This is a genomic window from Halomonas sp. OfavH-34-E, from assembly GCF_024124525.1.
GTDB lineage: Bacteria > Pseudomonadota > Gammaproteobacteria > Pseudomonadales > Halomonadaceae > Halomonas > Halomonas litopenaei.
The window spans coordinates 1-11,968 of the sequence record NZ_JAMXRY010000032.1 but is presented as its reverse complement, the minus strand read 5'-3'; the positions used below and the strand labels follow the sequence as shown (position 1 = coordinate 11,968).

Sequence of the window (11,968 nt, the reverse complement as noted above, 5' to 3'; positions counted from 1 at the left end):
GCGTCTGCGCCAGGCTGGTCCCCTAGCCGAACGCCTGGGCGGGCATGATCGACTCCACAAACATCACCATCTCCTCGAGGATCTGGCGTTCGCGATCGCTCAGCGAGGTCTGGTTCAGACGTTCGATTTCACGCGCGAAGTCCTTTAGCGTCAGGCTCGCCAGCGCCGAGTCGTTCATCCGCTCCCACCGGAAGGTCTCCCAGCGCGCCTGCTCCTCGCCGGTCAGGGTGTCCGGATAGCTGCGGGCGCGGTAGCGAAACAGCATCTCCTCCAGGCGCGGGTCCTGGAAGGCAAAGCTGGCGTCGACCAGATCCCAGGGATCCATGGCACGCACGCGCTCCATCTGCTGGCGGTCGGCAGGAGAGAAGAACCCGCCGGAGTAGAGCATCAGGTCCGGATCCCTCGGCGGCTCCGGCGGTGGCTCGGCGAACACCTCCTGCACCTTGGCGACGATATCGGGGTCCTTGGCCAGCCGCTGGTAGTGACCGCGACAGGCGTCCATCTCGAGCCCCATGCGCGCCACGATCTCGCCGTACTCGCCCTGATGGGGCCCCGACACATCCTTGAGCGCACTGGGCGGAAAGATCACCGGGCACTTGTTGATGTGCACGACCTTCAGCGGAATCCGGCTTTCGCCCTCGGCCAGGTCGTCATTGCTGACGAATACCCGAGCACGAATCTCCTGGGGCGAGAGACTGAGCATGTCGGCAGGGTCCAGCGACAGGTCGTAGACGATGACGCCGTTGGGATTGGTCGGGTGTTCGGCCAGGGGCATCACCAGAGACCCGCAGGCACGGCTGGCAGGATAGCGCCGGGAAATATGCACCACCGGCTTGCGCTGGGTCGTATCCAGGCGTTTGCGCACCTCACGCTTGGCCCTGAGCGACAGCAGGTAGTCGAACAGGTTGGCATTGGCGCCCCGCAACAGTCGCGCCAGGGCGATGGTAGCGCGTACATCGGCCAGGGCGTCGTGGGCGCCGGCATGCTCGATGCCGTTGGCCGCGGTCAGGTCTTCCAGGCGAAAGCTGGGACTGCCGTCCTCGCGCCTTGGCCACTCGATGCCCTCGGGCCTCAAGGCGTGGAAGGCGCGCACCACGTCGATCAGATCCCAGCGCGAATTGCCGTTCTGCCACTCCCGTGCATAGGGGTCGATCAGGTTGCGGTAAAACAGGTGACGACTGACCTCATCGTCGAAGCGCAGGCTGTTGTAGCCCACCGCACAGGTCCCGGCGACGCTCATCTCGTCGACGATGGAGCCGGCGAACTCGGCTTCGGGCACACCGTTGCGCCTCGCCTGCTGGGGCGTAATACCGGTAATCAGGCAGGCCATGGGGTGCGGCAAGGCATCATCGGCGGGCTTGCAGAACAGCTCCACCGGCTCGCCAATCTCGTTGAACTCTGCGTCGGTACGGATGGCCGCGAACTGCGAGGGACGATCGCGCCGAGGATCGGCACCAAAGGTCTCGTAGTCGTGCCACAGAAAGGTCAGCGGAGCGGCTTTCGGCTGCGCCATGGGATTGCGGTCTCCACGCGTACGTCAAAGGCCCGTCAGCCTAGCACAGGCCAACGCCGGGCTCAGCCTGCACGATCACAGGTCGAGTCCGGCGCGGGAAGGAAATACACGAAAGACGCCCAAGGGGCGTCATCTTGATGGCTGGCATTGTCGATATCGCATCGGCGATGTGGCAGCGACGATATCACGACGTTCAAGCAACACCAGGCGCTGCATCAACTGCTGCGCGGCAGGGTCACGTTGAGCTCGAGCACCGAGCAGTTGTCCTCGCTGTCCAGCGACATATTGATAGCATCGTCGTCCACCTCGACATAGCGGCGGATGACCTCAAGCAACTCCTTCTCCAGCATCGGCAGGAAGTCAGGCTGTCCCCGCTGGCTACGCTGGTGCGCCACGATGATCTGCAGCCGCTCCTTGGCGACAGACGCGGACTTCTTGCGTTCGCGCTTCAGGAAATCGAGTAGTTTCACCGGCGACCTCCTCCTCCGAACATGCGGCTCAGCAGGCTTTTCTTCTGATACTCGTGGAAGCGCAAGGGCACCTCCTCTCCGATCAGCCGGCTGACCGTATCCATATAGGCCTGGCCAGCGTCACTGCTGTCGTCGTGGGTGACCGGGACCCCCTGGTTGGAGGCTCTCAGCACGGCCTCGGACTCGGGAATCAAACCTACCAGGTTGATGGCCAGGATCTCGCGAATGTCCTCGAGATTCAGCATGTCTCCCTGGTCGACCCGTCCGGGGTTGTAGCGGGTGATCAGCAGGTGCTCCTTGATCGGGTCCTTGCCCTGCTCGGCCCGCCGGGTCTTCGATGACAACAGCCCAAGGATACGGTCGGAGTCACGCACCGAAGACACCTCGGGGTTGGTCACCACGATGGCCTCGTCGGCGAAGTACATGGCCAGCTGGGCACCACGTTCGATACCGGCGGGTGAATCGCACAGTATGTAGTCGAAGTCCTTGGTCAGGGTGTCCAGCACCTTCTCGACGCCCTCCTGGGTCAAGGCATCCTTGTCCCGAGTCTGGGAAGCAGGAAGGATATGCAGGTTGTCCACGCGCTTGTCACGGATCAGCGCCTGGTTCAGCCCGGCCTCGCCCTGGATGACGTTGACCAGGTCGTAGACCACACGGCGCTCGCAGCCCATGATCAAGTCGAGGTTCCGTAGACCGACATCGAAGTCGATCACTACCGTCTTGTTGCCTCTGAGTGCCAGCCCGGTGGCAATGGCTGCCGCACTGGTTGTCTTGCCGACCCCGCCTTTACCGGAGGTCACAACGATGATCTTGGCCAAGTGTCGCATCCTGTCGTCGTAAAGTTGTTGGTCCTGTGTGGTCACCGCAGTGACCAGGCACGGCCTTATAAAAATCGCTGTCCCGCGCTAAAGCGCCCGCTGATGCGGCAATGCCCCGCTGAAGGCGCTTCACAAGCCCGGCTGAAGGCTCCTTACAAGCCCAGCTGAAGGCTCACTTCAGCGCGGTGATCCCCAACTGATCGTCCGTCAGCACGACCTGGACGGAGGAGCCGAGCAGCTGGGGGTCGATATCTTCGAGACGCTTGTAGTTGCCCGCCACCGACAACAGCTCCGCATGCAGCTCACGGCAGAAGATGCCTGCCTGGTGGTCGCCGTGAATGCCAGCGAGGGCACGCCCCCTGAGGGCACCGTAGACGTGGACATTGCCCGCCGCCAGTACCTCGGCCCCGGCATTGACCGCACCGATCACGGTCAGGTCGCCGTCGGGAGCGGTGATCTGCTGGCCGGAACGCACGGTGCCACGAAAGATACGTCCGCCATGAGGCGCGTCAGCCTCCACTTCCTCGACCACGGTGACGTCTTCGTCTTCCTGCACCGGAACGCTTTCCAGGGTACGCGCACGGGCGGCATCCTGGGGGGGGAACCAGCCAAGTCCGAGCGCCCAGGCGGACTGCTTGACCGGATCGGCACCACCGCGCACCGCTACCGGCAGCAGCTTGTGCGCCCGGCACACCGCACAGATACGTTCCAGGGCCAGGTGAGGTTCGTCGAGCTTCTCGACGCTGAGCACCACCGGGGTGTGCTGAAAGAAGGCTGGCGACTGCGAGAGCTTGCCCGCGAGCTGATCGCGAATTTCCTCGGGATCCGCACTGGAAAGCTCCATCACCGTCATGGGCAGCATCCCACCCTTGAACGTAAACGCCATGCTGTCCCTGTCCACTTTGAGGCTCATTGCCGAACTCCACGTCGGGTGTTGGTCGGGGGATGATCTCAAGCTAAGTCAGAGCCCCCGGTCCTGCAACCGATCATAAGCCTCAATTGTCCTCCTGTCAGTGTCTCCAATCAGCCACAGCCCTGCGCTGAGGCCTTTTCTGATGGTGGCGCGCATGCTTAGATAAACTTTCTATCTCGACGCCCGGCTTAGCCTGGCGCAATAACAAGATGGTGAAGCCGTTTCGCCACCTTTCTTTATTTCTTTGCAGGAAGCCCCATGCCCGGACTCCTCCGCCGCCTTTTCTCGCCACGCTGGCGACATCCCGATCCACAGGTCCGACGCGACGCCGCCGAACGGCTCGACCCCCAGAGCCAACGCGAGGCCCTCGAGACCCTGGTCCAGGACACCGAGCCCGACGTCCGTCTCGCCGCGGCGAGACGCCTGGACGACCCACAGCGACTGCTGGAGCTGCGCGTCGAGGGTAAAGGATCACGCGAGCTGGATCGTCAGCTCATCGCGCTGCTGATCGGTCGCCAGGGCGGCATCGAACTTGGCCGCCGCCAGCAGATCGTCGAGTCCCTGGACGACGCGGCGATGCTCGAGGAGATCGCCCTCCAGGGCGATAACCAGCAGCTGCGACTCGCCGCCCTGGCCAGGCTCGATGACGAGGCCGCCCTGATTCGCCAGGCCTGCGACAACGGCATCGCCGCCGTACGTCACGCCGCCGCCGAGCGGGTCACCTCCGAGGAAGGTCTCAAGCAGCTGGCCCAGGCGGCCCGCCGGGATCGCCACGTGGTGCGCGACGCCAAGGAACGCCTGGGTCGACTGCGCGCCGACGCCGACGCCGTGGAACAGGCTCGGGAACGACGCGAGCAACTGCTGGCCAGTCTCGAGCAGCACGCCCGTGCCACCTGGGAGCCTCTCTACGCTGGGCGCTTCCGCCATCTGGAGCGCGAGTGGTCTCGACTGGCGGATCTGCCCGACGCCGGGCAGGAGCAGCGCTACCAGGAGGCCAGCCTGCGCTGTCGCAAGGTGATTCACGATCACGAGGCCCAGGAACACGCCCTGCGTGCCGACCGACAGCGCCGCGAGCAGGCCGACCAGGACCGAGAGGCACTGGTCATGGCGCTGGAAGAAAGCCTGGCCGCGCTCTATCAGGGCGAATATGTCGGTGAACAGGACCTGGCCAGCCTGCGCGCTCAGAAGCAGTTGATGGCCAACCGCTGGCAGGCACTGTCCGAGATCCACCTCGCCGACGACGGCCTGCGCCAGCGCTACGACAAGGCCTTGAAGAACTACGACGCCATCAACCAGGCCCACCAGCGCCTGGTCGAGCGCGCCCTGCCGCTGGAGGAAGCCATCAGGGCCGGCGACGAGGCTGCGCTGAAGCAGCTGGTGAGCGACTGCAAGTGGCCCGAAGGTCTGCCGCCAGACCCGAGGCTCGAACGTGCCCGACACCATCTTCGCCTGGAGAAGGATCTTTCCGGAGACGAACCGTCTGAGTCCCAGCTCACACGCTTCGATGAGGAACTGGATCGTCTCGAGGCGCTGCTCGACGAGGGTACCTTCAAGGGAGCAAGCCGCCTGCACCAGCGGCTTCGCCACCTCGCCGATCAGCTGCCGTCCTCGGCCGGTGCCCAGCAGTCTCGACTCAAGCGCCTCGGCGCACGACTCGCCGAACTGCGTGACTGGCGCGGCTTCGTCGCCGGTCCCAAGCGCGAGCAACTGTGCCAGGCCATCGAGGCCCTGGAGCAGGACGCCACCCTCACCGACCGTGACCGTGACCGCCGCCATCGCCAGCTGGTCAAGGAGTGGAAGGCACTGGGCGACGCCGCGGCCAACCGCGAGCAGTCCGAGCGCTTTCGGGCAACCTCCGAACGTATTCGCGAGTCGCTCAAGGCCTGGCGTGAACAACAACAGCGCCTGCGCGAGGCCAACCTGGCAGAACGCGAAGCGCTGTGCGAGCAGATCGAGGCCCTTCTGGAGCAGCCCGCCGCCCAGGCCGACCCCGACGCGCTGCGCGAGATCCGCGACCAGGCCAGGGAACAGTGGCGCCGCACCGCCCCTGTCCCGCGCGATCACGCAGAGGCCATCGGACGACGCTTCGGCCGCATCCGGCACCAGTTGCAGGCGCTGATCGATCGCCGCGCCAACGAGATCGCCGACGCCAAGCGTGAGGTGATCGACCAGGCCCGAGCGCTGGTCGATGCACGACTGCCGGCACGCCAGCGAGCCGACCAGGCCAAGGCACTGCAACAGCGCTGGCGCGAACTGGGGCGCGCGCCCAAGGGCGAGGAGCAGACCCTGTGGCGAGAATTCCGCCAACTATGCGACCAGATCTTCGCCCAGCGTGACGCCGAGCGCGATGATCGTGCCCAGCGTGCTCGCGAGCGGCTGGAACAGATGCAGGCCCTGATCGACCGCATCGATGCCTGGCAACCCGCGGCAAGCAGCGAGGCCGACTGGCTGGACAAGGCGGTGGATGAGGCCAGCGCGCTGGAACCGCTGCCATCGGGCCGGCGCACCGAAGGCATGCGCAAGCGCTGGACCGGCATCGTACGGGCTCGGCGCGAGCGCCTGGAACGGCTCTCCGTGGCAGAGGTCGTCGGTCGTTGGCGCGAGGTCAAACCCCTGATTCTCGAGCACCTTGAGGCCGACGATGACTGCCTCGCCGGTCGCCTCTGCAGTGATGTGGAGATTCCCGCCGCGCTATCGTTGCCGCCGGCGCTGAAACAGGCCCACGCACAGCGCAACGCCGCACGACGCGATCCTGCTCCAGCGGAGGAAGTCGCCGAGCGTCTGGCACGACTGCGGGTGCACCTGGCGCTCCTGGCGGGCCATCCGATCGGCCACCAGGACGAGCCACTGCGCCTGGCGATCCAGGTCGACCGCCTCAACGATAGCCTTGGCCAGGCGCCGAGCCGGGAAGACGAGCTGATCTCGGTACTGTGCGGGCTGCTGGCCACCGGTCCAGTGTCGCGCCAGCAGTGGGAGCGCGAGGTACAGGAGCTCGACGCCCTGCTGGATGGGCTGAGTCAACTGCCACCACCCTGAGCGATGCACGGCTTGCCGTGCCTTCCCCCCTCTTTCAACCCCTGAACTCTTTCAACCCCTGAAAACCACGATGCGAGGCCTTTTGGCCTCGCATCGTGGTTTCTGGCGAAATGTACATCGCCGAGCCTCGTGAGCCCGGCGCGACGTCTGTCAGCCCATGAACTGACCGCCATTGATGTCGATATTGGCACCGGTGATAAAACCGTTGTCCTTGCTGGCCAGGAAATTGACCAGGCGGCCGATCTCTTCCGGCGTGCCGTACCGCTTCATCGGGATGGTCTCGCGAATGGCCTCGCGCACCTTCTCCGGAATCTTCATGATCATGTCGGTGGCGATATAGCCAGGCGAGATGGTGTTGACGGTGATGCCCTTGGTCGCAGTTTCCTGCGCCAGCGCCATGGTCAGACCGTGCATGCCGGCCTTGGCGGCGGAATAGTTCACCTGGCCGAACTGCCCCTTGCGGCCGTTGATGGACGAAATATTGATGATCCGTCCGTAGCCCTGCTCCAGCATGCTCTCGATCACGCTGCGGCAGGTATTGAAGACGCTGTTGAGGTTGGTGTCGATGACCACGTTCCACTGGTCCGCCGACATCTTCTTCAAGGTGCCATCCTTGGTGATACCGGCACAGTTGACCAGCACTGCGATCGGCCCATGCTGGTCCTCGATCGCCTTGACGCCATTCTGGCAGGCCTCGAAATCGGTCAGATCGATGCCGGCGATGTCGATATTGTCATAGCCATCCGACTTCTGGGTCTCCAGCCAGGTCTTGGCCTTGTCAGGATTGTTGTAACCGGCCACTACCTGATAGCCGGCATCCGCCAGTTCGCGACAGATTGAGCTTCCGATACCACCAGTACCACCGGTGACCCACGCGACGGGCTTTTGCTGAGTCATAGACGACCTCCCTGATTGTCCTTCACGCCGCCGCTTGGCGACGGCACTTGTTGTTGCAAGCATGTATAGCAGTGGATGCTCTGGTGCTGCGCATTCGCGCAACCAGGAACCTCGGGCCCAGAGCGATCGCGGGTGGCCTCCTGCCACTGCGACGCCCAGCCCCACCTGCCTACCTCGGCAGGCCTTCGTCGTGGTACTGCGTCGAATCAACGTCCACAACGACTATCCACCAGGCTAGCGTCTAGCACTGACATTTGCATGACAGCCACTCCAGTATGGACCACAGCGCCCGAACGGCACGACCCATCACACCCGAAATCGCACAGGGTTGACGCAGCCAGAATTATCCGTATACTACGTCCTCGTTGATGCGGGGTGGAGCAGTCTGGTAGCTCGTCGGGCTCATAACCCGAAGGTCATCGGTTCAAATCCGGTCCCCGCTACCAAATACGAAAACGAGGCAGTCCTTCGGGACTGCCTCGTTTTTTGTTGGCTGTCCGGTGCTGGCCGAGACCAGCGCTTCGCCATCAGACGCCGTTGCGGCATCGCCGTATTACGAAGCTCGCCTCCTGATTAAATCTTAACTTTTCTGTGCCAATTCGATATTTTTTGGCGCTTCCGTGTCCCCGGATTAGCCATCCCCCCCTCCTTCTTTCGTCGAAGAGCTGACCTCGATCAACCCGAGTCGGTCAAGAATCGACCGTCGCCGCAGCCCTTTACCGCGTCTTGGGCACACCGCTGGCCAGTCATCGATTCCAGGCATGCTCCGGCGTATCGGCAGGCGCCTTGAAGTCGGTGGCCGTCGCCCGCATCTTTAGGGCAATTCACTTTTGACAAGGTTGTGTCCCATGCCCATCGTCGACCCTCGTACAGGCGAACCTCTGAGCAGCGATCCGAGCAGCGAACCCGCCCAGGGTGCCGCCGCGGCGTCCCAGGGGCCGGCCGACAGCGACCTGATCTTCGACGTCGACCGCAGCAACATTCAGCAGGTGCTGGAGCTGTCCATGCGCATCCCGGTGCTGCTGGACTGCTGGGCCCCTTGGTGCGAGCCCTGCAAGAACCTGATGCCGGTGCTGGAAAAGCTGACCCGCGAGTACGCCGGCACCTTCCTGCTGGCCAAGCTCAACATCGACGACAACCAGGACATCGCCGGCCAGCTCGGCGTACGCTCGGTACCCGACGTCAAGTTGATCAGCCAGGGCGGTCTGGTGGACCACTTCCAGGGCGCCTTGCCGGAAAAGGAAATTCGCGAGTGGCTGGGCCGCTACTTCCCGGCCCCGGAAGATGCTCCGGCAAGCCCCGAAGAACAGGCCGAGCAGGCCCTGGCGGCGGGCGACACCGCCACCGCGCTGGAGATCCTGCAGCAGCTGACACAGCAGTACCCCGACCACTTGGCCTACCAGATCCAGATGGCCCGAGTGCTGGTGGCGGAAGGTCGCAATGATGAAGCGCGCGCCCTGCTTGACGCGCTACCTCCGGAAGACCGCGACGGTCCCGAGGCCCGCGGCGTTCGTGCCAGCATCGAGTTCGGCGAAGAAGCGCCCGACGCCGAGACCCTGGCCGCCCTGGAGGGGCGTGACGACAGCGAGGCCAACTATCTGAGGGCGCTGCGCCAGGTGGCCGACGGTGACTATGAACCCGGCCTGGAAGGATTGCTGGCAGTGATGAAGCGCGACCGTGCCTACGGTGACGACCTGGCGCGCAAGACCCTGCTGCGGGTGTTCGACGCACTCGGCGCCGATCATCCGCTGACGGTGAGCTACCGCCGCAAGCTGTTCGCCCTGCTCTACTGAGTGGATCGAGACGTCGAGCGCCTTGCCGCTCATCGCCTGAGCATGAAAACGGGGCCCCTTCGAGGGCCCCGTTTTCGTTGTTGAGGATATTACGCCAGCGCCACTCAGCCGCCCAACACCTGGTCCAGGCGCGCCAGCGCCTCGTCAAGCTGGATGGCCGTGGTGCCGAAATTGAGCCGCGCAAAGCCCGGCCAGCCGAAGTCGGCGCCATCCGACAGCGCGACCCCGGCTCGCTCGAGCAATGCCGAGGCAGGCGATTTTTCGGCCCCCAGGGTCGACTGGCGCAGATCGAGCCAGGCCAGATAGGTCGACTCGGGGGCGCTGAAGCCCACGCCGGGCCAGCCAGCGACACGCTCGACCAGCGTCTGGCGGTGGCCACGCAGTACCGTCAACAACTCCTGACGCCAGGGCTCGCCGTGGCGATAGGCGGCCTCTGCCGCCACCAGCCCGAGCACATTGGCGTCCGGCATCAATCCCTTGGCGGTATCACGAAAGCGCTTTCTCAGGCCGGCGTCGGGGCAAATCGCGCAGGCGGCGGTCAGCCCAGCCAGATTGAACGTCTTGGAGGGCGCCCACAGGGTGATGATGCGATCAGCCAGCGCCGGGAAGGCGGCGGCCAGGGGCTGGTGGCGCGCTCCTTCGTCGAGCAGCAGGTCGCAGTGCAGCTCGTCTGAGACCACAATCAACCGATGACGCTCGACCAGTTCGGCCAGTCCTTCGAGCTCTTCGCGGCGCCAGGCTCGTCCGGTGGGGTTGTGGGGCTGGCACCACAACAGCAGCCGGGTCCGCTCGGTGATCGCCGCCTCCAGCGCCTCGAGGTCCAGCGTCCAGGGCTCGCCCGGCGCCTGGGGCGGGCGCATGGCTGCCTGCTGGGGCAGGCGCCCGGTGCGCCTGGCCACCTGCAAGAACGGCGGATAGATTGGCGTCACCGTCAGCACCCCATCGCCAGGCTCGGTAAAGGCCAGGCTCGCCAGGTGCAACGCCGGAACCACCCCCGGCAGCCAGTGCTGCCAGCGGTCCTCGATGTCCCAGCCATAGTGGCTGGCACTCCAGTCGATCAGCGTCTGTTCCAGACTTTCCGCCACCAGACCGTAGCCAAAGACGCCATGATCGATGCGCGCCGACAGCGCCTCGACCACCGCCTCGGGCGAGCGGAAGTCCATGTCCGCGACCCACAGCGGCAGGACGTCATCACCGTGGCGGTGCCACTTCTGTGACGGCCAATGTGGCGAACGATCATCACCGCGGGGCTGTCGTCGATCGATCGGCGTGGCAAAATCGGGTTTCATGGTCATCTCCCTGACGATGGCTGGTCGGTTGCCAGGATACCCTGGCCAAGCACTTGAAGGACGCTTCCCCCATGACAAGCACCATGCCGCATCACGGATTCTTCGCCAAGGTATGCCGAGGAATGCCTGCCCTGATCGGCCAGTGGCTGGCGCTTGGACGCGGCGACCCCGATCGCCTGGCGCTGATCCTGGCAGAAACCGCCCGGGTCGCCGGCCTCGGCGACCCGGGAGAGACCCCGGACGGCGCCACACTGGAGCGCTGGGCCGCCGCCGACAACGACGAGATCCCACCCCACTGGGCGGTGCGTACCGCGCTGTTCCTGCTGGTCCAGATGCCTGCGCGGCCGACACCCGGCGATGAGCCCGAGGCCTGCGCCTGGGCCTACTGCTGGCTGCGCAATCGCGCCTTCGACAGCCGCGACGCCGCCGTCGATGCCCTGCCGGAACACCTTCGCCAACCGCTGGCGGCCGCGGTGACCGCCGCCTGGGTCGATCGCCAGGGGCTCAGGCTGGTCTAGGCACCGCACTGAAGCCCTAGCCTCTTCGCCGGGTCGGCCGCTTCGGCCGAAACCCATCCGGCTTGGTCGACAGCCATTCGACGAAGGAACGAATCTCCGGATGTGCCAGCAGCGCCTCGCGGCTGCGATAATGGTCGGCCAGCTCACGCTCGCTCAGCAGCGCGTGAAGATGGCGGTGGCAGCCATGGCACACCCACAGGATCGCCGTCAGGCGCTCGACGCGATCGTGGCGCTTGCGATAGCGCGCCTTGCCGTGCAGCGAACGCGGTATCAGATGATGCTTGGTCAGGGGCGCCCCTCGCGCGCACAGCTCGCAGCGCTCCGGCCTCGGGGGCGGCGACAGCTCGGTCATGGTCATCTCGCTTGAACCTGGTCACCAGATACATACGATAACCCAAGGAACCCCCTCCCCTCATGGACGTCCCCCTTCATTGGCAACTGGCCAAACTGCTTATCTCCGTCGGCGTCGTGCTCGGCCTGTCGGTCATCGCCGAGCGGGTCAGCACCCGGGTCGCCGGCCTGCTCTCCGGCTACCCGTTGGGCACCGCCATCGCACTGTTCTTCATTGGCCTGGAGCTGTCGCCCCAGTTCGCCAGCGACAGCGCCGTACACACCCTGGCCGGCTTCACCGCGACCCTGGCGCTGGGCGGCGGCTACCTGCTGGCCGCACGCGGTGACGGGCTCAAGGGCGTGGCCCAGGGAACCGCGGGTGGCCTTGCCG

General features: G+C 65.1%; 10 protein-coding genes, 1 tRNA gene and 1 pseudogene. 5 read left to right on the top strand and 7 right to left on the bottom strand.

Annotated elements, in window-relative coordinates; all coding sequences use genetic code 11:
* Positions 1-22 precede the first annotated feature (22 nt).
* From sbcB to minC, 4 genes are all read right to left on the bottom strand, one after another.
* Positions 23-1,513 (bottom strand): exodeoxyribonuclease I, encoded by a 1,491-nt coding sequence (gene sbcB, locus NH448_RS14470; RefSeq protein WP_045991340.1) that lies wholly within the window; start codon positions 1,511-1,513, stop codon positions 23-25.
* A 215-nt stretch (positions 1,514-1,728) separates the two neighbouring features.
* Positions 1,729-1,983 carry a cell division topological specificity factor MinE gene (minE, locus tag NH448_RS14465; RefSeq protein WP_045991341.1) on the bottom strand — a complete coding sequence of 85 codons (255 nt, stop codon included), beginning with the start codon at positions 1,981-1,983 and terminating at the stop codon, positions 1,729-1,731.
* Entirely contained in the window at positions 1,980-2,801 is an 822-nt protein-coding gene (minD, locus tag NH448_RS14460) for a septum site-determining protein MinD (RefSeq protein ID WP_045991342.1), read from the bottom strand. The genes minE and minD overlap by 4 nt, the downstream gene beginning before the upstream one ends.
* 172 nt (positions 2,802-2,973) lie before the next feature.
* Positions 2,974-3,714, bottom strand: coding sequence for a septum site-determining protein MinC (gene minC, locus NH448_RS14455; RefSeq protein ID WP_045991343.1), 741 nt, complete (start codon positions 3,712-3,714; stop codon positions 2,974-2,976).
* A gap of 258 nt (positions 3,715-3,972) precedes the next feature.
* Between minC and NH448_RS14450 the strand changes: the two genes are divergently transcribed.
* A complete protein-coding gene (locus NH448_RS14450) occupies positions 3,973-6,750 on the top strand; it encodes a DUF349 domain-containing protein (RefSeq protein ID WP_045991344.1) in 2,778 nt (925 codons plus the stop codon).
* 150 nt (positions 6,751-6,900) lie between these two features.
* Here NH448_RS14450 and phbB read toward each other — a convergent pair whose 3' ends face one another.
* A complete protein-coding gene (phbB, locus tag NH448_RS14445) occupies positions 6,901-7,647 on the bottom strand; it encodes an acetoacetyl-CoA reductase (RefSeq protein ID WP_045991345.1) in 747 nt (248 codons plus the stop codon).
* A 369-nt stretch (positions 7,648-8,016) separates the two neighbouring features.
* On the opposite strand from phbB, the gene NH448_RS14440 reads away from it, so the two are divergent.
* Positions 8,017-8,093, top strand: a tRNA-Met gene (locus NH448_RS14440).
* Positions 8,094-8,495: 402 nt separating this feature from the next.
* Positions 8,496-9,440: a co-chaperone YbbN gene (locus tag NH448_RS14435; protein ID WP_045991346.1), complete on the top strand. Its 945-nt coding sequence runs from the start codon at positions 8,496-8,498 to the stop codon at positions 9,438-9,440.
* A 104-nt stretch (positions 9,441-9,544) separates the two neighbouring features.
* Here the strand turns inward: NH448_RS14435 and NH448_RS14430 are convergent, their stop codons facing one another.
* Complete coding sequence (locus NH448_RS14430; protein WP_045991347.1) at positions 9,545-10,729, bottom strand: PatB family C-S lyase; 1,185 nt, start codon at positions 10,727-10,729, stop codon at positions 9,545-9,547.
* A gap of 83 nt (positions 10,730-10,812) precedes the next feature.
* On the opposite strand from NH448_RS14430, the gene NH448_RS14425 reads away from it, so the two are divergent.
* Positions 10,813-11,247, top strand: coding sequence for a hypothetical protein (locus NH448_RS14425; RefSeq protein WP_045991372.1), 435 nt, complete (start codon positions 10,813-10,815; stop codon positions 11,245-11,247).
* A gap of 16 nt (positions 11,248-11,263) precedes the next feature.
* Here the strand turns inward: NH448_RS14425 and NH448_RS14420 are convergent, their stop codons facing one another.
* The gene (locus tag NH448_RS14420) at positions 11,264-11,599 is read right to left on the bottom strand and encodes a hypothetical protein (RefSeq protein ID WP_045991373.1); all 336 of its coding nucleotides are present in this window, start codon (positions 11,597-11,599) and stop codon (positions 11,264-11,266) included.
* Positions 11,600-11,661: 62 nt separating this feature from the next.
* Here NH448_RS14420 and NH448_RS14415 point away from each other — a divergent pair.
* Positions 11,662-11,968 (top strand): annotated as a pseudogene (locus NH448_RS14415) (hypothetical protein); the annotation flags it as partial.